At 59.0% G+C, this 22,295-nt stretch carries 18 protein-coding genes; 1 reads left to right on the top strand and 17 read right to left on the bottom strand.

The genetic code is table 11. The annotated features are described in order from the left end of the window. Positions 1-11: 11 nt before the first annotated feature. The 15 genes from RM6536_RS08155 to hisS form a co-directional block, all read right to left on the bottom strand. Positions 12-1,502: a shikimate kinase gene (locus tag RM6536_RS08155; RefSeq protein ID WP_060824749.1), complete on the bottom strand. Its 1,491-nt coding sequence runs from the start codon at positions 1,500-1,502 to the stop codon at positions 12-14. After that, complete coding sequence (gene aroC / locus RM6536_RS08150) at positions 1,502-2,719, bottom strand: chorismate synthase (RefSeq protein WP_060824748.1); 1,218 nt, start codon at positions 2,717-2,719, stop codon at positions 1,502-1,504. Before aroC ends, RM6536_RS08155 begins: the two co-directional genes overlap by 1 nt. Positions 2,720-2,838: 119 nt before the next feature. Next, positions 2,839-3,774, bottom strand: coding sequence for a shikimate dehydrogenase (locus tag RM6536_RS08145; protein ID WP_060824747.1), 936 nt, complete (start codon positions 3,772-3,774; stop codon positions 2,839-2,841). A gap of 280 nt (positions 3,775-4,054) precedes the next feature. Further along, on the bottom strand, positions 4,055-5,248 hold the full coding sequence (mltG, locus tag RM6536_RS08140) for an endolytic transglycosylase MltG (RefSeq protein ID WP_060824746.1): 1,194 nt from the start codon (positions 5,246-5,248) through the stop codon (positions 4,055-4,057). Then, complete coding sequence (gene ruvX, locus RM6536_RS08135) at positions 5,245-5,808, bottom strand: Holliday junction resolvase RuvX (RefSeq protein WP_060824745.1); 564 nt, start codon at positions 5,806-5,808, stop codon at positions 5,245-5,247. The genes mltG and ruvX overlap by 4 nt, the downstream gene beginning before the upstream one ends. 2 nt (positions 5,809-5,810) lie before the next feature. Beyond that, a complete protein-coding gene (gene alaS / locus RM6536_RS08130) occupies positions 5,811-8,498 on the bottom strand; it encodes an alanine--tRNA ligase (RefSeq protein WP_060824744.1) in 2,688 nt (895 codons plus the stop codon). A gap of 132 nt (positions 8,499-8,630) precedes the next feature. Further along, positions 8,631-9,125 (bottom strand): hypothetical protein, encoded by a 495-nt coding sequence (locus RM6536_RS08125; protein ID WP_005508736.1) that lies wholly within the window; start codon positions 9,123-9,125, stop codon positions 8,631-8,633. After that, entirely contained in the window at positions 9,125-9,571 is a 447-nt protein-coding gene (locus tag RM6536_RS08120; RefSeq protein ID WP_060824743.1) for a DUF948 domain-containing protein, read from the bottom strand. The genes RM6536_RS08125 and RM6536_RS08120 overlap by 1 nt, the downstream gene beginning before the upstream one ends. A 306-nt stretch (positions 9,572-9,877) precedes the next feature. Continuing rightward, entirely contained in the window at positions 9,878-10,510 is a 633-nt protein-coding gene (gene rpsD, locus RM6536_RS08115) for a 30S ribosomal protein S4 (protein ID WP_005505914.1), read from the bottom strand. Between the two features lie 700 nt (positions 10,511-11,210). Continuing rightward, complete coding sequence (locus RM6536_RS08110; RefSeq protein WP_060824742.1) at positions 11,211-12,665, bottom strand: replication-associated recombination protein A; 1,455 nt, start codon at positions 12,663-12,665, stop codon at positions 11,211-11,213. Between the two features lie 131 nt (positions 12,666-12,796). Next, positions 12,797-13,231 (bottom strand): D-aminoacyl-tRNA deacylase, encoded by a 435-nt coding sequence (gene dtd, locus RM6536_RS08105; RefSeq protein ID WP_060824741.1) that lies wholly within the window; start codon positions 13,229-13,231, stop codon positions 12,797-12,799. A gap of 122 nt (positions 13,232-13,353) precedes the next feature. Then, positions 13,354-13,881, bottom strand: coding sequence for an adenylate kinase (locus RM6536_RS08100; protein WP_060824740.1), 528 nt, complete (start codon positions 13,879-13,881; stop codon positions 13,354-13,356). Positions 13,882-14,074: 193 nt separating this feature from the next. Further along, complete coding sequence (aspS, locus tag RM6536_RS08095; protein ID WP_060824739.1) at positions 14,075-15,847, bottom strand: aspartate--tRNA ligase; 1,773 nt, start codon at positions 15,845-15,847, stop codon at positions 14,075-14,077. 238 nt (positions 15,848-16,085) lie between these two features. Then, positions 16,086-16,337, bottom strand: coding sequence for an endonuclease domain-containing protein (locus RM6536_RS09165; protein ID WP_231918020.1), 252 nt, complete (start codon positions 16,335-16,337; stop codon positions 16,086-16,088). 1,056 nt (positions 16,338-17,393) lie between these two features. Continuing rightward, the gene (gene hisS, locus RM6536_RS08085) at positions 17,394-18,755 is read right to left on the bottom strand and encodes a histidine--tRNA ligase (protein ID WP_060824738.1); all 1,362 of its coding nucleotides are present in this window, start codon (positions 18,753-18,755) and stop codon (positions 17,394-17,396) included. A 301-nt stretch (positions 18,756-19,056) separates the two neighbouring features. Here hisS and RM6536_RS08080 point away from each other — a divergent pair, with 301 nt between their 5' ends. Next, positions 19,057-20,325, top strand: coding sequence for a DUF349 domain-containing protein (locus RM6536_RS08080; protein WP_060824737.1), 1,269 nt, complete (start codon positions 19,057-19,059; stop codon positions 20,323-20,325). Between the two features lie 277 nt (positions 20,326-20,602). Here the strand turns inward: RM6536_RS08080 and RM6536_RS08075 are convergent, their stop codons facing one another. Both RM6536_RS08075 and RM6536_RS08070 read right to left on the bottom strand, forming a co-directional pair. Further along, positions 20,603-21,460, bottom strand: a complete 858-nt coding sequence (locus RM6536_RS08075) for a CPBP family intramembrane glutamic endopeptidase (RefSeq protein ID WP_060824736.1) — start codon at positions 21,458-21,460, stop codon at positions 20,603-20,605. A gap of 249 nt (positions 21,461-21,709) precedes the next feature. After that, positions 21,710-21,958 (bottom strand): hypothetical protein, encoded by a 249-nt coding sequence (locus tag RM6536_RS08070; RefSeq protein WP_060824735.1) that lies wholly within the window; start codon positions 21,956-21,958, stop codon positions 21,710-21,712. Positions 21,959-22,295 lie beyond the last annotated feature (337 nt).

The following is a 22,295-nucleotide window of genomic DNA, read 5'->3' as shown; positions in this document are numbered from 1 at the left end:
CAGGTGAGGGGTTATGCTTGGGGGCGCTGCGCGCGGGAGGCGCGGGTTGCGGTCACGTACGCCTGGATTTCTGCGGTCATCTCGGTGATGGGGCGGCCGCCTCGTGCGTCCAGGGTGAAGTGCGCCAGCTCTTCGTATCGGCTGCGGCGGCGCTCAAAAATTTCGGTCCACCGCTCGACCGGGTTCGGCTGCAGCAGCGGGCGGGTCTTGTTGCCGGTAATGCGCGGGGTGACGGTGTCAGCATCAACGAGGATGTACACCACGCATTCGTCCTTGAGCAGCTCCGCGACCGAGTCGGTCATGGGCGCGCCACCGCCCAGGGAGAACACCGTGTTGCGGTACACGGGCGAGGTGAGGACCTCTTCGATGGTTTTGCGTTCGAGCTCGCGGAAATACGCCTCACCAAAAATCTCGAAAATTTCGGAGACTTCGCCGTAGCGTTCCACGATGAGCTGGTCAGCGTCGAGGAACTCGTAGCCGTAGAAACGCGCCAGGTGCGTACCAATGTAGGTCTTACCTGCCGCCATGGGGCCGATGAGCACGATGGGGCGGGAGCGTTCCGCGAAGTTCTCGTGCATTTCACGCACCTGCTGCGGGTGGATGCGAGCGCCGGCGGACTCGTCTTCTGCGAGCACCTCTGCGGGGACGGTGAACTCTGCGGGTGCCACAGATTCAGCCGGGGTTGCGGGCAGTTCGGAAGCGTCGAGGGGCTTCTCCCCTGCCTGGTTCTCTTCTTCTGCGGCGGGTGCAACGGGTGCTACGGGCGCAGCAACCTGAACCTTGCCGAACAGCGCCGGGGTCGGACGGACCGGCTTGGCGGGTTCAGCCGCGGGCGCAGCTACAGGATGTGCAGGTGCGGCTACGGGAGCAGAAGCGCTCTCCCCCGCCGCCTCTGCAGGCTGAGCCTGCTTCGGAGGTGCCGGCTTGGGCGCGGCAGGCTTAGGCACAGTCGGCTTGGGCGCAGCGACTACTGACGGCGCGGCAGGTTTTGGAGCTGCGGGCTTGGGTGCTTCCGCCTTCGCGGGTTCCTTGCGGGGTTCCTCTTCAGCGGTGCCCATGCCCTGCAGGGCGCTGAGCAGCTTCAGGCGCAGGTCCTCGTCCAGACCGAGCGCCGGGTCGGCGTCCTCAGATACCGAGGAGGCGTACAGGCGCACACCCTGCGTGCTCGCCGTAGCGGCGGCGGGCAGGGGGCGGGCGCCAGAACGCATCAGGTCAGCGGGGGTGGGCACGCGAGAAGCCGGGCGCACAGAAGAAACCGAGGCGGCAGCCTCACGCGCAACAGTCTCACGAACCCCGGCGTCCGCAGCCTCAACACTCTGCTCAGCCGCGGCAGAAGCACCGGTTTCCGGGCGCGGCGAAGCGCCCCCTCGCGCACGCTGCGTTGCCGCAGCAATACGCGCAAGGGGGCTCGAAGCGACCGGGCGAACACCCTGCTCCACAGAAACCTCCCCGGAACCACGACCTTCCGCGCCGCGGTCCTCAGACTCCGCCGGAAGGGGCACTACGCGTCCCAACCAGCCACATTAGACTCCCACGCCAGAGACGCCGGAATAGCGTCCAGGTAGGAATCCATGTTGCGGCGAGTCTCACCAATCGAGTCGCCACCAAACTTCTCCAGTGCAGCCTCAGCCAGCACCAGGGCGACCATCGCCTCCGCCACCACGCCGGCGGCGGGAACAGCACACACATCCGAACGCTGGTGGTGGGCGCGAGCCTCTTCACCGGTGGACGTGTCAATGGTCTTCAGAGCCTTCGGCACGGTCGCAATGGGCTTCATTGCCGCGCGCACACGCAGCAGGTCGCCAATGCTCATGCCGCCCTCAATACCACCTGCACGGTTGGTATCGCGGGTTACGCCGTTTTCGCCAATGGAAATCTCGTCGTGAGCGGCAGTGCCCGGGCGGTCAGCGGTCGCGAAACCGTCACCAACCTCAACGCCCTTAATAGCCTGAATACCCATCAGCGCTGCGGCAAGGCGCGCGTCCAGGCGGCGGTCCCAGTGCACGTACGAACCCAGTCCGGGAGGCATACCGTACGCGAGCACCTCAACCACACCGCCGAGAGTCTCGCCGTCCTTGTGTGCCTCGTCCACGCGCTGAACCATCGCGTCGGAGGTTGCCTTATCGAAGCAGCGCAGCGGGTCAGCGTCCAGCTGGTCAACGTTGCGCGGCGAAGGCACCGGGGCACCCTCGGGAGCGTGCACGCCACCCACAGCTACGGTGTGAGAAACCAGCTCAACACCCAAAGCCTTCAAAATCTGGGCGGCAACCACACCGAGCGCCACGCGGGTCGCAGTCTCACGCGCGGAGGCGCGCTCCAGCACCGGGCGAGCCTCAGAGAAGTTGTACTTCTGCATGCCGGTAAAATCGGCGTGACCGGGGCGCGGACGAGTCAGCGCAGCATTACGCGCACGACCCTCAATCAGCTTCGGATCCACCGGATCGGAGCTCATCACGTCAGTCCACTTGGGCCACTCGGTGTTCGCAATCTCAATCGCGACCGGGCCGCCCTGAGTCAGGCCGTGACGCACACCGCCCAGGATGCGCACGCGGTCCTCCTCGAACTTCATGCGAGCACCGCGGCCGTAGCCGAGGCGGCGGCGAGCCAGGGCGTCACGCACCATGTCGCTGGTGAGTTCCACACCGGCGGGTACGCCCTCAATAATGCCGACGAGCGCCTCGCCGTGGGATTCTCCGGCAGTGAGCCAACGCAGGGCCATAGGTTAACCTCTTTTCATCGCACCCGCACCGCAGCGCAGGAGGAAGGAATAATAATTCTTCACGTGTATAAATAGTGTATAAAATGCCTGTTTACTGAGCGAGTGAAAGCACGCTTTTTTCACGAAACGGAAGCACGAGGCGGAAGACCAACCGCCGCGCACATCGCATTCACCAAACCCAGCAGTTCACCCTCGGGCAGGGTGCGGTCAGTAAAAAGCAGAACCTGCTCCACCGCCTGATAGAGCAGCATCTCCAAACCGGAAACCACCGTGCCTCCGTTAGCCTCCCAAGCGCTCGCCAGCACCGAAGGCCACGGGTTATACGCAACATCGAGCAGTACCGGCCGGTGCGTCGCGGAGGCGCCCTTCAGCCCGGTCAGCTGGCTCGCCCACTCATCCGCCGCACGGGCAGGAAGAGTAGACACCACCGGGTGATGACCGCGCTCAGCAAGATTCTGCGGCAAATCAGCCAGCGCAATCTGCTCCAGCTGAACACCCAGGCGGTTCGCCGCCTCCTGCACGCTACCAAGCTTATGTAGCGAACGGGCGTACACGCTCACGCGGCGGTACCCCAACGCGTGCAACGCCGCCAAAGCAGAAATAGCGGTCGCTCCCCCACCCACAATCGCGGCGGAATCCTTGAGTGGGTGCGGCTCCAAACCGGCGTGGCGCAGCGCGTTCACAATGCCGATGACGTCCGTATTATGCCCCAGCACCTTCTCACCGCGCGGATACACCGTGTTCACCGCACCGGTCACCTGCGCCATCTCACTGATCTCATCGCAATACTGAATGACCGCGGTCTTCAACGGCATCGTCACCGACAGACCCGCAATATACGGGGCGTCCTCCGTGCCGTCCGGGTGGCGCACACCGTGCATCATCTCCGGCAAATCATCGGGCAGAGTATCGCGGCGCTCATAACCCAAATTCTGCTCACCCAAAAAGTCATACGCGGCACGATGCAGCGCAGGCGACAGCGAATGGGCAATAGGGTGCCCCAGCACGTAGGCGCGGCGAAGATACGGGGCCTCACGGTACGGTTCAGTCTTCATCGATAGATACTCTTTCGCTCTCAACGCTGGGGAACGCTCTCAACGCTTGGTGCTTGCGGATACGCACGCCACGAACCCGCGGTCATAGGCGCACTCTACCCATTTTAAGGGACAAACCAATATTCAGGTATAGCCCAACAACCAAGCACCCCCCCAACATCCGGGTACAGCAAAGGCGGGCACCTCCCCCACTCTCGTGGAGGCGGTACCCGCCTCAGCAAAGAACCTTCACGCCGAAGCTACCAAATCGTAGCTACCAGCTAAACCAATGAGCTACAACTTAGCTACAACGGTTCGGGTGCTTAGAACACCACTGGTTGTACTCTTCAACATAACGCTGGTGCTCAGCGTAAGTACGGGAGTACTTAGTCTCACCGGAGTCCAGGTCCACAGTCACCCAGTAGTAGTACGGGTTTTTCTCAGGAGCCGCGGCAGCCTTAATCGAAGCCAGCTGCGGGGAACCAATCGGACCCTTCGGAAGACCCTTATTCGCATAAGTGTTGTACTTATTGCTCTTATCGGCCTTCTGCTCTTCAGTCAGGTGGTACGAGCGGACACCCAGACCGTAGGTCACGGTCGCATCCGACTGAATCAGGCCGGAGGTCTCACCGTCGGGGTTGTTCAGGCGGTTCTCAATGATGCCTGCAACCGCCACGTAGTCCTTCGGCTGAGCCTCAAGCTCCACGATGGAGGCGATGGTCAGAACCTCAAAGATCTTCTGGTCGCCGCTCACGCCGGCTTCCTTCAGGTCAGCCTTGGTCTTATCAACCATGGTCTGGATGACCTTCTTGATGTCGGTGCCCTTCGGGAAGCGGTACTCACCCGGGTGCAGCCAACCCTCAATCGAGGGGAAGTTGCTCGGCACACCGTACTGGGTGTAGTTGCTGACCGCGTCCTCAACCTGCTTACGGGTGAACGCACCATCGGAGCCAGAAACAATCAGATCGATGGTCTCGCTCACGCGCTTACCCTGCGGAATCGCCAGGTACAGTACGTTGCTGTTCGCATCAATAATGGTCGTAATCGCGCTCGAGCTGCTCATGTGCTGCTGCAGTTCATAGGTGCCAGGCTGCAAGTACTTACCCTTGCTCTCCTTGGTGTACACCTCAAGGAACTTATCAGCATCAGCAATGACGCCCGCCGCCTCAAGCTCCTGCGCCACCTGCGCGGTGGACTGGCCAGAACGAATCGTGAAAGTCACGGTCGTACCATTGCCGCCACCCGAGTAGTCACGAGTCTTGAACGGGTCATAGCGAGTAATCAGGGCACCCGAAATGATGACCAGAGCCACGACAAACAAGGAAATAGCGCTCAGCATGATGGCGCGGCGGCGGCGCTTACGCGCACGCAACGTAGCCACCGACACGATTTCCTGTTCCATCGTGATGCCGGTGATGCCCTTACGTTCATCCTCGGCTGTCGGCCTAAAGAGGTCGAGCCCGCTCTCTTCGGGATGTTTATTCTGTTCGGTCACTGAAGGTTCTCCGTTTCGTTGACGGCACCGACCGTAGTCCCTTCTGACTCGGACGGTCGGTTTTCTTCGTGGGCCGGATCGCTCACCTTGTACCCGGCTACGGACTGCCCCGCCTTGAGGGCATCCAGGCTGTACTGCAAAATATTCACAGCCGCCACCTGGTCAACCATAGTCTTGAAATCTCGGCTGGAAACCCCAGCCTCGTGCAGTGCACGGTGAGCGCTCACGGTGGTGAGTCGCTCATCCACCAGCCAAATGTTAATGTGTGTCTTCTCTTCGGCATCCAACTCGGAGCGCAGAGCCTGAGCGTACTCCCGAGCCATTTCCGTGGAGGGAGAATCCCCACCACGCATGGTCCTCGGAAGCCCGACGAAAACCTCCACCACCTCGTTCACCTCAATCAGCTTACGCAAAACACGGCGGTCAGAGTTCTTCTTCGCGTCGCGGCGCAGCGTCTTGAGCGGGGTGGCGAGAATGCCGTCGGGGTCGCTGAGGGCGGTGCCGACGCGGGCATTACCCACATCGACACCCATCCGCACTCCGCGCTGAAATTCTGCCATGTTTAGGCCTGAGCCTGTGCGATAGCGTCGCGGACAGCGTCCAGTGCAGCACCAATCTTGGATGCGTCCTGGCCACCACCCTGAGCGACGTCGTCCTTACCGCCGCCACCGCCGCCGAGAACACCGGCAGCGACGCGGACCAGAGCGCCAGCCTTCACGCCAGCCTCACGAGCACCCTCGTTGGTTGCCACCAGGACGACGGGGCGGCCATTAGCCACACCCACCACGGCGACAACAGCAGCCTCGGAACCGAAGCGCGAACGCAGATCCAGAGCCAGGTCACGAACGCCGTTAGCGTCCAGTTCGCCAGCGTCATGCGCCAGAACGCGAACAGAACCGATGGTCTGTGCGTTCTCCAGCAGCTTGCCAGCCTCAGCCTGCAGCTTCTCGCGGCGCAACTGAGCCAGCTCCTTCTCAGCAGCCTTCAGCTTAGACAGAGTCTGGTTAATCTTCTCCGGCAGATCAGCGGAAGACTGAACCTTCATCAGGCCAGTCAGCTGGTTCACCAGGGTACGCTCAGCAGCCAGGTGGTTGAAGGAGTCCAGACCCACCAGAGCCTCAACACGGCGGTTACCGGAGCCAACAGAGCCCTCGGTCAGCAGGGTCAGCGAACCAATCTCAGCGGACGAACCAACGTGGGTACCACCGCACAGTTCGCGGGAGAACTCGCCGCCGATCTCAACAACACGCACCACGTCGCCGTACTTCTCGCCGAAGAGGCTCATCGCGCCCAGAGCCTTAGCCTCAGCCAGCGGCATCTCACGGGTAATCACCTCGTGGTTATCGCGGATCGCGAGGTTAGCAACCTCTTCAACCTCACGCTTAGCGGACTCGGACAGGCCCTCGCCCCACGCGAAGTCGAAGCGCAGGTAGCCTTCCTTGTTGAAAGAGCCACGCTGAGTAGCCTCGTTGCCGAGCACCTGGTGCAGGGCAGCGTGAATAATGTGGGTACCGGAGTGTGCCTTCTCACCGTCGCGGCGGCGCTGAACGTCAACCTGTGCCACAACATCGGCACCGGTGTGAACCTCGCCCTCACGCACAACGGCGCGGTGGACACTCAGGCCCTTCACGGGCTGCTGAACGTCCTGAACGTCAATGACGAAGCCGTTGCCGGTAATGACACCGGTATCAGCTGCCTGGCCACCAGCCTCCGCGTAGAACGGAGTCTCATCCAGGACAACCTCAATCTTGTCGCCAGCCTTAGCGGCGGGAACCGACACGCCGTCCACCAGGATTGCGCGCAGCTTAGTCTCAGTACGCAGCTCGGTGTAACCGGTGAAGATGGAGCCACGTTCATCCACGAGCTTACGCAGCTCGGACAGGTCAGCAAACGCGCCCTTCTTCGCCTTAGCGTCAGCCTGCGCACGGTGACGCTGCTCAGCCATCAGCTCGCGGAAGGACTTCTCATCAACCTTCACGCCAGCCTCAGCAGCCATCTCCAGGGTCAGGTCAATCGGGAAGCCGTAGGTGTCGTGCAGAGCAAACGCCTCAGCACCAGAAACAGCGTTAGAGCCGTCCTTCTTAGCGGCAGCAACAGCCTCTTCCAGACGCTCAGTACCGGTCTCAATGGTGTGCAGGAACGCCTTCTCCTCAGCGTACGCAATGCGGGAAATACGCTCGAAGTCGTCAGCAACGTACGGGAACGCACCCTTCATCGCATCACGCGAAGCCGGGAACAGCACGGGCAGGCAGGGCTCAGTCACACCCAGCAGACGCATCGCGCGAATCGCACGGCGCATCAGACGGCGCAGAATGTAGCCGCGACCCTCGTTCGAGGGGGTCACGCCGTCAGCAATCAGCATCAGCGAAGAGCGGATGTGGTCAGCCACCACGCGCATACGCACGTCGTCCTCGTAGCCCTCGTCCTCAGCGGACTCAGAGCCGTGGTACTTCTTACCGGACAGCTTAGAAGCAGCGTCCAGAACGGGGCGAACCTGGTCGGTCTCGTAGAAGTTCTCAACACCCTGCAGCAGCATGGCAAGACGCTCAACGCCCAGACCGGTATCGATGTTCTTCTTCGGCAAATCACCCAGAATCTCGAAGTCATCCTTACCGATGCCCTCGCCACGCTGGTACTGCATGAACACAAGGTTCCAAATCTCAATGTAACGGTCGTCGTCAGCCGCCGGGCCGCCTTCCTTACCGTACGCGGGGCCACGGTCGTAGAAAATCTCCGAGTCGGGGCCTGCGGGGCCGGGCTGACCAGTGGACCAGTAGTTTTCCTTCATGCCCATACGCTGAATACGCTCAGCCGGGAAGCCCACCTTGTTGTGCCAAATGTCGAAAGCCTCATCGTCACCCTCATAAATGGTGACCCACAGGCGCTCCGGATCCAGGCCGAAACCGCCCTTATCCTGAGGGGTGGTCAGCAGCTCGTAAGCAAACGGAATCGCCTGCTCCTTGAAGTAATCACCGAAGGAGAAGTTACCAGCCATCTGGAAGAAGGTACCGTGACGCGCAGTCTTACCGACCTCTTCAATATCCAGGGTGCGGATGCACTTCTGCACGCTGGTCGCGCGGGAGAACGGAGGGGTCTCACGGCCCAGGAAGTAGGGAATGAACGGCACCATACCGGCGATGGTGAACATAGCGCCGGGCTCGTTCGAAATCAGCGATGCCGAAGGCACCACAGTATGGCCGCGGGAAGCGAAGAAATCGATCCAGCGCTTAGAAATCTCCTGTGAGAGCATCTCGTTCCTTAGAGTAATCTGTGCGAAATTCTAAATTAGTCTACTGACCTATGGTGCCTGCCCGAGAGCAAAATGGCTAATCGAGCCAGTCTCGTACCGTGGTTAACGGACAAAAGCACCACCTTTTAAAACCTAGTTGAAGAAGCCGTCACCGAGCTGACGGTCACGCGCAATACGCTGCTCACGCGCTCGCTTCTGAGCCTCTTCCAAGGAGGCAATCTCAGCCTCCACCTCAATGAGTTCACGCTCAGCCAGGCGGCGGTTCGTGGATTCAATCTCAGCCGAGCTCATCTGGCGGTCCCACGTATCCAGGGAGCCAGGACGCAGATCCTGCTTCTGGCGCTCCACCTTAGCGTTGAGCTCCATCTCCTTCTCCTGCATGCCCTCACGCACACGGGCGGCGAACTCAACAGCACGCAACGCATACGGCTGCAGGGGCTTGCCAATCGGCGAATCGAAGAATTTTCCCATCTGAGACTCCGGGTTGAGGGCAAGCTCACCGTGCTCACGCATGAGCAGGGCGCTGCCGGGGGTACGCTGAGCAGGTTCGGAGGCGGCACGCCTGGAAGCGAAGTAACCAACCGCCGCGCCGGCGCCGAGCAGAAGAGCTGAACGAAGCAGACCCATTAGTTTTCACCGCCTGCAGAGTAAGAGGACTGTGCCGAACCGTACTGGCCGCCAGCGTGGGTGTTGCCGGTGTTGCCAGCGGTGCCGTGTGCATCGCCGGTCTTGCCGCCGCGGAACGCCTGACGCACACCGTACGAGAAGGACGCAACCTTAATCAGCGGCTGACCCACAGTCGAAGTCACCAGCGAGGACAGCGCAGAAACGTTCGCGGACGCATCCGAAACGTTCGAAGTGATGTCGTCAACCTTCTCCAGCTGCTCATTGGTGGTCACCACAGTGCGAGTCACCTCTTCGATGAGGGGGCCGGTGCTCTGGTTCAGCGAACGAATCGTCACGATAAGCTCATCAAACACCTTAGTCAGGCGAATAATGGGTAACGCAAGAAGAGCCACCAGAATCGCAAAAACTCCTGCTGCAATCAGGCCCGCAATATCTCCGCCGGTCATCTATAACCCCATTCCGCTCAATGCATGATGCTTATCAATAGTCGTACAAGGCTGGACGCCACCGTGGCGTACAGCCGGATCGTGCATACAGTTCAGGACTGTATACACAGCTCAATCCCCTATTTTAGTCGAAAAATCCTTCAAGCGCCCCCTAAACTCTCATGAAACTCCCAGCGACGGAAGATTCACAGGTTCAGCGGCACCACTGCCCTGTAGTGTATATACCCCAAAAAACCCGCGCGTTAAACGGGAACAACCCGCCCCCACCGAACGGTGCAGGACGGGTTGCTTCTCGAAAAATCGAGATTATGCCAGACGCGAGTAGTACTCAACGACCAGCTGCTCGTCGCAGATCACGGGGATCTCTTCGCGCTTGGGCTTGCGCTCAAGCTTTGCGTGCAGCTTCTCGATCTCAACGTTCAGGTATGCGGGAACCTCGGGCAGAACTGCCTGGTGCTCGCCTGCAGCCGCAGCCTGGAAGGGGGTGGTCTTCTCAGCCTTGGGGTGAACGTGGATCAGCTGGCCGGGCTTGACGTGGAACGAGGGGCGGTCCACGCGAACGCCGTCAACCATGATGTGACGGTGAACAACCATCTGACGTGCCTGTGCAATGGTGCGGGCGAAGCCTGCACGCAGAACCAGAGCGTCGAGGCGGGTCTCGAGCAGCTCGACCATGTTCTTACCGGTCTGGCCCTCGGTACGCTTTGCCTCGAGGTATGCGCGGCGCATCTGTGCCTCGCGGATGTTGTACTGAGCGCGCAGACGCTGCTTTTCCTTCAGCTGGGTAGCGTAGTTGGAGTCAGCCTTCTTGCGGGCACGGCCGTGCTGGCCGGGGCCGTAAGGACGACGCTCGAGGTACTTTTCTGCCTTCGGGGTCAGTGCAATGCCCAGGGCACGGGACTGACGCACGGTACGGCGGGTGCGGTTGTGCTTAGCCACAATCTACCTTTCATATGTGAGGCTCCTGCACCCTCACGGGTGGGGCCTCGGTCTGTTGAATACTGGCCTCCTCGGTTGACCCCGCCGGGATCCGTACGCGACCGATTCGGTCGTTGCTGTACGGCGGTGGGGCGGAGAGCTCGGGGCAGAGTACCCCGCAGCTACATTACTGACACCCGCACGGATGCGGGCATAGTAATTGCCAGACCCGTCAAGCTTACCGGATGCACCCGGGCTTTACCAGCCTTTTGGGAAATCTTTGGTTCAAATCACTATGCATGTGGGTTTTTGATGCATACCCACACGACCCCCACAGGAATTATTTATGCCCGTCAGGACTCTTTAGGCGCGACTTCCCCGGAAAATTGCGGTGCCAAGATGTTGGATTGTAATCATTTCGTTATTTTTAACCTGTGTCTTTATGGGAAATAGCTTGAACCACGCCCCCATATCGCCTAGACTAGAAACCATAACAAGCTTGGCGTCCGCCCTTCCGGGAAGGCAGACAGTCAAGACGTCTATCACAAACTCAAAACTCTGACGCGGTGCGCAGTACTACCGAGGTACTACGCACCGCTTTCTGTTTGCTCACTATCTGGCGCGGCCGGTTCATGTGGCTGGCTCTCGCAGCCGGCTCGCGCTGGTTGTTCGCGCGAATAACCGACCGGCGCGGGTGGTTTCGCGTGATTGATGTGCGCGGCTAGTTGCCGCCGTCAAGAATCCTGCGGATACGCTCACGCCGCTCCGTCAACGTACGCTCAAAACCATGCTGCGTGGGCTCGTAGTAGACCGTGCCGCGCAGGGTATCCGGCAGGTACTGCTGCGCCGCCACGTGACCCGGCGCGTCATGGGCGTAAATGTACCCCTCACCGTGACCGAACTGCTTAGCCCCCGCATAATGACCATCACGCAGATGCACCGGAACCTGACCGGCAGCGCCCGCACGCACATCCGCAATCGCACGGTTAATCGCGTTATACGCGGCGTTCGACTTCGGCGCGAGCGCACAATAAATCACCGCCTGCGAGAGGATAATGCGCGCCTCCGGCATGCCCACCAGCGCCACCGACTGCGCCGCGGCCGTCGCCACCTGCAACGCCTGCGGATCAGCCAGACCAATATCCTCACTCGCCAAAATCATGATGCGACGAGCCACAAAACGAGGATCCTCGCCGCCCTCCAACATGCGCGCCAAGTAGTGCACCGCGGCGTCCGCATCAGAGCCACGCATGGACTTAATGAAGGCGCTGACCACGTCATAATGCTGATCGCCCGAACGGTCGTAGCGGATCGCGGCGCGGTCCACCGCCTCCGTAGCGTGCGCCAGGGTGATGCGTACGGGCTCGGCAGGTACGGGGTCCTTCTCCCCCGCCTGTTCGGCCTCGCTAAACGCAATTGCAGCCGCCGCCTCCAGGGACGTCAGGGAGCGGCGAGCATCGCCTCCAGAAACCGCCGCGAGGTGGGCGCGCGCATCCTCATCAATGACCGCGGCACCACCAAAACCACGCGGGTCAGCCAGCGCACGGTCAATCAGATGCTCAATATCGGACTGCTCCAGCGAATGAACCCGCAGCAGGAGCGAGCGCGAGAGCAGTGGCGAAATAATGCTGAACGACGGGTTCTCCGTCGTAGCCGCCACCAGAATCACCCAGCGGTTCTCAACGCCCGGCAGGAGCGCATCCTGCTGAGCCTTCGTGAAACGGTGAATCTCATCGAGGAAGAGCACGGTGGTCGTGCCGTACATGTCGCGGTCGAGCAGCGCCTGATCCATGACCGCGCGAACATCCTTCACGCCCGCGGTAATCGCCGAAAGTTCCACGAACTTACGACCCGGCGCGCGCGCAATCACGTGCGCCAGAGTGGTCTTACCCGTACCCGGAGGACCGTACAAAATCACCGAAGACGGGCCAGCCGGTCCGGCGTTCTCCCCCGCCAACACACGCAAAGGCGCACCCGGAGTCAGCAGGTGATCCTGGCCGAGAACCTCATCAATAGTGCGCGGACGCATACGCACCGCCAACGGCGCACGAGACGCCGAACGGGAAGAGTGCGCACGCGACGAGGCACGCGAGGAGGGCTCCTCAGCGGAGGCACCAATCAAGCTCACGCGGTCCCCGTCATCGGGCAGCTCAAGATCAAAGAGGGAATCAGCCATAGTCTTACTCTATCGTTTCACAGGAAATTTCGGTCATGACTTCGTGACTCTGGTACGGGTTAAAGACTCCCGCCAAAGTCACTAACTCATGACCAGAATTCAGAACCTAGCGTCTAAATTGTGAGCCGCTCTTAGAGAGTCTCACTATCGAGAATCAGGGTCACCGGGCCGTCATTGACGAGCTCCACATGCATGTCCGCACCGAACACGCCGGTCTCCACGTGCAGGCCACGCTCACGCAACGCCTGAACGTAATCATTGAACAGCGGCTCACTCACCGCCCCGGGCGCAGCGGCAGACCAGGAGGGGCGACGGCCCTTCTTCGCATCCCCGTACAGGGTGAACTGGCTGACCGCCAGCACGGGTGCGCCCTCATCAAGGAGGGACTTCTCCCCCTCCAGCAGGCGCAGGTTCGCGGTCTTATCGGCAAGCTTCGCAATCTGCGCCGCACCATCACCGTGAGTGATACCGACCAGCACCAGGTAGCCGGGCTGATCAATCGCGCCGACCGTTTCACCGTTCACGCGCACCGCCGCGCGGGTCACGCGCTGAATAACTACTCGCATCGTTCACCTTTCAACTGGGTTCACCTTTCAACTTGGAGCCGGCCTTCACCGGGCTCATACATCTCTTTCGACACCACTCTCAGCGGCTGTTATAGACGCAGCCGTTTTAGAGGCAGCCGCCATCAGAGCACGCCGCGCAGCTGCACGGCACGCAAAAACTGGTTCGCCGCCCGCGGGGTACGAAACTCAATAAAACGCTTCTGCAGATGCTGCCCGCGAGCCTCCGCCAGCAACTCCCCGACGTGCGGGTAGCTCCTCCACGTGTACCGAATCATGTTGTCCGGGTCGCGCAGAATATTCTTCAGCGGCGGCTCCACATTATCAGCCCACAGCCTCTGACCCGTCACCGCACGGCGCACCGTCCGGCGAACCACACGCCACATGACCACCGCACGGCTATAACGCAGGTAAATCACCACATCCGCACGCTCCAGCAGGCGGCCGCGCACCTGCGGATACTGCCACTCCGTAATCCACGCAGGCCGCTCAATGAGTGCCTGAACATCCGCCTCAAAACTAGGGCGCGGAGTCCAGTTCGGACCCCAATGCAACGAGTCCATCTCCGTATGCGGAATGTCCAGGAGGCGCCCCAACCGCGCCGCGAACGTCGTCTTACCGCTACCGCTCGGGCCGGCAATCAGAATACGCATGCTCCCCTCCCCCTTTGGTTAGTACACAGATCGGCACGCACGCCAGTTGATACAAAAGGTGGGCTGCGACCCTGCACCAGCAGAATACACAGCCCACCCTCAACGGCGACCCCGGCACAACTCAACGCCCGCCGGGTTCACGCCGCACAGCCTCACACCCCGCACGGGGCGCACGACCAAAGACTAAAGAAGATTACTCCTCGTCCTTCTTCTTCGGCTTGAAATCAACGCCAGCTTCCTTACGCTGCTCCGGAGTAATCGGTGCAGGAGCCGCAGTCAGCGGGTCGAAACCGTTACCGGTCTTCGGGAACGCAATAACCTCGCGGATCGAATCAACGCCAGCCAGCAGAGACACAATACGGTCCCAACCGAACGCAATACCACCCATGGGCGGTGCGCCGTACTTGAACGCATCCAGCAGGAAGCCGAACTTCTCCTGAGCCTCTTCCTCACCAATGCCCATCACAGCGAACACGCGTTCCTGCACGTCACGGCGGTGAATACGGATCGAACCGCCACCAATCTCGTTACCGTTGCAAACAATGTCGTAAGCGTACGCCAGAGCCGAACCCGGGTCAGTGTCGAAAGTATCCATGAACTCGGGCTTCGGGGAGGTGAACGCGTGGTGCACAGCAGTCCACGCGGAGTGACCCAGAGCCACGTCACCGGACTCAGTAGCCTCAGCAGAAGACTCAAACATGGGAGCGTCAACAACCCACACGAAGGACCACTCGCCGTCCTTAATCAGGCCGGTACGGTGACCAATCTCAACACGAGCAGCACCCAGCAGCGCACGGGAAGCCTTAGCCTCACCAGCAGCGAAGAAGATGCAGTCGCCGGGCTTCGCGCCGGTAGCCTCAGCCAGGCCAGCACGCTCAGCGTCGGTAATGTTCTTAGCCACGGGGCCGGTCAGCTCGCCATCCTCCTGAATGAGGACATAAGCCAGGCCCTTAGCGCCGCGCTGCTTCGCCCACTCCTGCCAAGCGTCCAGGGTACGGCGAGCCTGAGAAGCACCGCCGGGCATCACAACAGCACCCACGTAAGGAGCCTTGAACACGCGGAAAGTGGTGTCCTTGAAGTACTCGGTCAGCTCAGTCAGCTCCAGACCAAAACGCAGGTCAGGCTTGTCCGTACCGTACTTCTCCATCGCATCCTTGTAGGTCATGCGCTGAATCGGGCGGGGAACCTTCACGTCAATCAGGTTCCACACAGCCTCAACGATGCGCTCGCCCAGGTCAATGATGTCTTCCTGATCAACGAACGAAGCCTCAATGTCCAGCTGAGTGAACTCGGGCTGACGGTCCGCACGGAAATCCTCGTCACGGTAGCAGCGAGCAATCTGGTAGTACTTCTCAATACCGCCCACCTGCAACAGCTGCTTGAACAGCTGCGGGGACTGCGGCAGAGCGTACCAAGAACCCGGAGCCAGACGAGCCGGCACCAGGAAGTCACGCGCACCCTCAGGGGTGGAACGGGTCAGGGTCGGGGTCTCAACCTCAATGTAGCCGTCCTCGGCCAGCAGGTTACGTGCCGCACGGTTCGCGTCCGAACGCAGGCGCATAATGCGAGCCGGCTCCGGGCGGCGAAGATCCAGGTAGCGGTAGCGCAGGCGCGCCTCCTCACCCACCTCAACGTGCTCGTCAATCTGGAAAGGCAGCGGAGCGGCAGTGTTCAGCACCTCAACGGTGGACACCTCAACCTCAATCTCGCCGGTCGCCAGGTTCGGGTTCTCATTACCCTCCGGGCGCTTAGAAACCTGGCCGGTCACGCGCAGAACGTACTCATTGCGCAGGTGCTCAAAATCAGCCTCATTGTGGAAAACACACTGGGTGACACCCTCACGGTCACGCAGGTCAACGAAGGCGACGCCACCGTGGTCGCGGCGGCGAGCTACCCAACCGGTCAGGGTAACAGTCTCTCCAATATTTGCGGCGGTCAGCTCGCCGTTGGTGTGAGTGCGAAGCACAGACATTCCTTTCATAGCGGGCACCTCACGACTATAGACAGTAGCCGGGTACACGCGGTTGATGATATGCGCACACTGCGTGCGCCTCATATATTGTATCCCCTCCGGGCAAGTCAGGGGCAGAAAAAAGGGTGCGGAGGCGGGGGTGCAGGTTTGTGCCATAGGTTAGTGTCTTCTGTCGTAGTTAAAAACCCTGGCAGAAGACACTAACCTATGGTCGAAATTTATAGTCTTAGCCTTACCGTATGAGTAGTCCCCGAAGATAGGCAATAACTTCCCGCTCTCTCTGAAAAATATCAGCCCACGTAAGGTGCACGACCGTCCAGCCGGCACGGGTTAGGGCACGGTCGCGGGCGGCTTCGTAGCGGTCCCTGCCGGGGTGATCCACGTATTTCTGTTCGCCGTCGAACTCGAGAATGAGCCGCGCCTCGGGCCAGGCGAAGTCCACCCGATAGTTACGCCCCTCGCACGAAATCGGATACTGCGTCATGGGGGTAGGTAACTCATGTTCCATGAGTAGGCACCGGGTGAGGCTCTCGCCCGCCGACTCGCTGGATGCGTCCACCGCCTGCGCCAGGAGGGGCCCTGCGGAACTGCCGTACCCCGTGAGGTTCAGTAGAATCTCGGTTACTTCGCGGTGTTCCAAGAGCCCTCGCCGCATGATGGAGTCGGCGAGGACTACCGCCTCCCGAAAGGGCATGCTACGAGCGCAATCCTGCAGTGTGCGAGCCACAGTTGTCGCCATGACGTGTGTACCGGGTATTGCGGTCACTGCATTAGGGTCAAAACCTCGCCTGTGCCTGCAGATACGCCCCCTATCGGATGGGCTAGTGGCGGTACTGTACACATGCACGATTGAGGGTGCGTTAAGTACATCTAGCCCCCAGAGTGCAGCTGCTGATGTGTGGGAGAAAACCCCCTGAAGACCCATCATCTGAGCAGCGATGCACCGTACCGTGAGCCGCTCTTCGGGGGTGAGCGCTTGGGCATCGCGGGTGTAAATATAGGCTCCTCGCTGGATACGTTGCAACGTTCCTGCCGCTACCATCGCACGGATATGCCGGGCTCCAATACCTCGTGAGTTGAGGATGCGAGGGGTGAGCACGAGAGGGTACAGCTCGGCTGCATGTGTGAGTGGGGCTTGCACGGCTGGGGTTCGGGGGTTCAGGATATTTGCGGTATTCATGGCTTTATCCTGACAGTCTCTGCGAAGTTGTGGGGCCTGTTCGTGAAATCTGTGGATAACTTTGCTGTTTTTAGGGAATTATCCGTTATCCACAGGTTTAGGTTGTATCTCAGAATTTTTGTGCCATAGGTTAGTGTCTTCTGTCGTAGTTAAAAACCATGGCAGAAGACACTAACCCATGGCATAAATCAACACAGCACAAATCCGCGCGGCCACACAGTGCAACGAAAAACCCGCCCGGTGGGAAGGTCAACATCCTCCCCACCAGGCGGGTACACATCCATATGCGGGCTTAGAGCAGCCAGGTATTACAGGAGCCAAACACCACAGGTGCTACAGGCCCCTACCATTTACCTGCTACTACAGGCCCTCAGCACGCACAATCTGAACGTGCAGGTCCTCAGCCGGCGGCATCCACGAAGTCGGATCAGCAGCAACCTGCTCACCCGAACGGATGTCCTTCACCTCGTGAACCGGGGCACCCGACTCATCCGAAGAAATGAACCACACGAACGGAATACCGCGCTTCTCAGCGTACTTAATCTGCTTACCGAACTTCGCCGCATTCGCAGACACCTCACACGCGATACCGCGGGCACGCAGCGCATCCGCAACATCATTCGCAGCAGACCAGCCCTCATCATTCGTCAAAGCAACAAACACAGCCGAAGGCACCTTACGGCTCGCCTGCGCAAAACCCTGCGACAGAATACGAGCCACCACACGGGTCACACCAATCGACAGGCCAACACCCGGGTACATCTTCTTACCATTCGACGCCAGCGACTCATAACGGCCACCCGAACAAATCGAACCCAGCGACTCGTGACCCACCAGAACAGTCTCATACACGGTGCCGGTGTAGTAGTCCAGGCCGCGAGCAATCGACAGGTCAGCCAGTACCTTACCCGGCGCACGGCGGGACGCCTCCTCAATGACCTCAGCCAGCTCAGCAAGACCCTGATCCAGCAGCTCATGCTCCACCGAATACTTAGCGGCCAGCGCACGCACCTGCTCCACAAAAGAAGCATCCTCAGTGCGGATCTGCGCCAACTCCAAGGCGGCAGCGGCAGCATCCGCGCTCGCACCAGCCTCAGCCTGCAGCTCCTCAGCCACACGCTCAGCACCGATCTTCTCCAGCTTGTCAATAGAACGCAGAACAGCCGCAGTATCAGTCAAACCCAGGCCCAGGTAGAAACCCTCAGCCAGCTTGCGGTTATTCACACGCAGCTTGAACTCGGGAATCGGCAGCTTCGACAGCGCATCAACAACAACCAGCGCCAGGGTCACGTCGTAACGGAACGGCAGCTCGCCGTCACCAACCACGTCAATATCAGCCTGAGTGAACTCGCGGGCACGACCCTCCTGCGGACGCTCACCACGCCACACCTTCTGAATCTGGTAACGCGAGAACGGGAAATTCAGGTAACCGGCGTTCTCCACCACGTAACGGGCAAACGGCACGGTCAGGTCAAAGTGCAGAGCCAGCTTTTCCTTAGCCTTAGCAGCCTCGTCCTCCTGCAGGCGAGAAATTGCGTAAACTTCCTTGTCGATCTCACCCTTGCGCAGCAGCTGCTCAATAGTCTCTACCGAACGAGTCTCAATCGGGGAGAAACCGTGCAACTCAAAAGTCTCACGCAGAGTGTCCAGAACATGATTCTCAACCAACCGCTCAGCCGGAAGATACTCGGGAAAACCAGACAGCGAAGCCTTGCGAGCCATACGCGATACTCCTTGACAAAGAACTCGACAACAAAACCCCGGAACACCTCCGGGCATATCTACCCATCATACCAACACCCACCCCAGCACAGCATCCACTCCCCCAGTTCCACCCGCCAAACCCGCACAAACCCGCGGCCGGCAGGTTCGCCCACAACACAACACGACCAGACACTACTCACACACACCCCACAGAGGCTATGCTTAGGAGGTGCACACGCACACCCAAACGGGTGCCCACCACGGGGAACAGCGCAAAGGCGCCCCACCCCCAGCACCCCCGAGTGAAAGAGTTATAGCGGTGACTACCAAACCCGACGACACTGTAAACCTCGAAAAGGCACGCCAGTACGGCCGCGTCTCCGAGGACGGCCACGTCTTCGTCATTGTCGACGGCGAAGAATACGCAGTAGGCCAGCTGCCCGGCGCCTCCGAAGAAGAAGCGCTCAGCTACTTCGCCCGCAAGTTTGAAAACGTCGAGGCGCAGGTTGCCCTGCTCGAATCCCGCCTCGCCAACAACGCCCCCGCCGCAGACCTGCAGAAGGGCATCACCTCCATCGGTGCACAGATTGGTGTGCGCAACATGGTCGGCGACTACTCCGGCCTGCAGAAGCGCCTCATCACCCTCGCAGAGCAGATCGCTGAACTCGGCGAAAAGCAGCAGCAGGCACGCACCGAAAATCGTGAACGCGCCCTCGCCGTCCGCGAAGAAATCGTCGCGGAAGCCGAGCAGATTGCCGGCCAGGACCCCGACCAGATTCACTGGAAGAACTCCCACTCCCGCATGAACGAACTGTTCGAAGCGTGGAAGAAGGCACAGCGCGAAATTCACCTGGCGAAGAGCGTAGAGGACGAGCTGTGGAAGCGTTTCCGTGCAGCCCGCACCACCTTCGACCGCAACCGCCGCGCACACTTCTCGCAGCTGGACGACCGCAACGCACGCATCAAGCGCGCCAAGGAAGAGTTGATTGCACGTGCGGAAGAGCTGTCCACCTCCACTGACTGGTCTGAAACTTCCCGCGCATACAGCAACCTGATGCGCGCCTGGAAGCAAGTACCCCGCGGCCACCGCCGCGAAGATGACAAGCTGTGGGCACGCTTCCGCGCGGCACAGGACGTGTTCTTCAACGCCCGCAACGAAGCCGAAGCAGCGCAGGACGCAGTCTACGCCGAAAACCTCAAGGTCAAGGAAGCACTGCTCGAAGAAGCACGCGCACTCCTGCCCGTCGAGGACATTGAGGCAGCGAAGGCAGCCTTCGAGAAGATCCTGGACCGCTGGGATGCGGCAGGCCGCGTGCCCCGCAACGACCTGCGTCGTATCGACGGCGAGCTGCGCCGCATTCAGGACGAAATCAACGGCGCCGAAGAGGCAAAGTGGAAGCGCAACGACCCCGCCAAGGCAGCCCGCGCGAACTCCCTGCTCGCACAGATCGAGGACTCCCTCGCCGAACTGGAAGCAGAGCTCGCCGCAGCTGAGAAGGGCGGCGACTCCAAGAAGATCGCCAAGGCTAAGGAAGCTCTGGAGGCGCGCCGCGCCTGGGCAGCAACCCTGCAGGGCTTCGGCAACTAAGATCTAACCGGAGTTCTAGCCGATAGGTAGTGTCCGGGGTGCCGACTGATAGAGGCTGGCGCCCCGGGTTACTTGCCTAGATTAACGCCGAGAAGCCACATGTGTTTCGAAAAGCCACTTCTTTGGTGGCTTCTCGAAACACATGTGGCTTCTGCGTGTCTGCAGTCTGTGGGATGTCTGCGGGATGCGGACTTTTAGGCTCGCGTGAAGGGGCTAGTCATCGACAGGTTCATAATTCATAATTTCCCATTTCTGGCCGTTGTGCTTCTTTCCCTTGTTATTTTTCAAAACTCACACCTGACTTTTCGCGTTTCTTCCACACCAGAAAAACAACTACAAAAGAAATTAGTTGTGCAATTACTACTCGGACTATCATCATCTCATCCACTCCATTCACAGTAATCACATGAAGAAGATTTGTTGCAATACAGTTATTGAAGAAGTGGTCAGCCATTCCGGCATATAGGCTGCCAGTCATACGATAGAGCAGCCCCCATTTAATACCCATCATTCCTGCCAAAATGATGTAACTTATACTAAGTGTTATGAAAGATTCTAAATTAATGTCACCATCAATTAAATTATGAATAGGTGTTACAATATGCCATACGCCAAATAAAAATGCCTGAAAAAACAAGGCATATTTCAGGGAGTGATCAATGGCAACAATTTGATAAATAATCCCTCGAAATGCTCCTTCCTCCATAACTACATTTATTATATTGAAGAAAATACACATCAATATAAATCCGAGTCCTGAATGGACTACTGTCTCCCCTGTCAAGGAAAAGCTTGTTGTGAAGATTCCGAACCCAGCATCATATCCCTGAGTCTTGAGGAGAGCAATTTCCACACCATACGAAATAATAAATGAACAGAGGGCTAGCAGGATTCCTAGACCCACATTCTTAACGAACCCTATCCTCTTAAACCCTATATCAGACCAGCGCCAATTAAGGTACCGTAGCAATATAAAAACTACAGCGATACCAAATAGTTTATTAATAAAGTTCTCCCCAAAAAAAGTTTCATCCGTCTTGAGAAAGATTGCCTCAAAACCATGAACAAATATCAGGAGCAAAAAGATTACCCAACATAACACAACAGTATTCTTCTTGATTTCCTTACTCAACATAAAAACTCCCTTCCCTACGCTAGCTCGACATAGCAACATCTTGCCTAAAATTCATCTGAATCAAATCAGCTTCGACACATTTCACTTTTGCATCAAATTTTAAAATACCTTTAATTGTCCGTTAATTTTCTAATAGCATTTCCATAATAATCACGGTACTATTTACTGCACCACAGATTTATAGACTTCTCAACCCCTGAACAAAAGACACCAGGACCTCTACGGTTTGGGGTGCCTGGCGTGGGCGGGCTACACGGCGAGCGCATACATGTCGCGGAGGGCCTCTTCCGCCTCGTCGAGGGCGTATCCGCTCTGGCAGAGAGCATCGCAGCTGTTACCGTAGCGGAGGCTGGCGAGGAACTCGCGGTCGGTCACCTCCGGCAGATACACCATGAGGTATTCGCCGTTGTCAGTGAAGAAATCGTCAATGTTGGCGGCATCCTGACCGGAGTAGAAGGCGCGGAGGCCTTCGTCATTGTAGTAACCAACCGTGTACATGAGGGGCTCCTTTGGTCGCTCGGCGGAGGCGAGAACGCATCGTTGTTCTTTACCACAAAAAGTACGGGGCACCCCTGACAAGATAAGGGGCTGCCGCGCCTGCAGAATTTGGGCCATGGTTTAGTGTCTTCGACCGTAGTTTTTAACTACGACTAAAGACACTAACCTATGGCACGAATCCGTAACCATGACCGAATTTGTGTCTGCGCCGGGTAGGCGGGATCAGGTAATGACTTAGTGTTTTCGGTGATGGGTTAGTAACTCTAGGCTGGGGTTTTAACCATTGCTAAAGACGCTAAGTCATGACTGAAATTGCTAAGTCATTACTGAATTTTCA

The sequence above is a fragment of the Rothia mucilaginosa genome, assembly GCF_001548235.1.
GTDB classification, from domain to species: Bacteria; Actinomycetota; Actinomycetes; order Actinomycetales; family Micrococcaceae; genus Rothia; species Rothia mucilaginosa_B.
The sequence above is the reverse complement of the archived record's forward strand: the minus strand, read 5'-3'. Positions and strand labels throughout refer to the sequence as shown.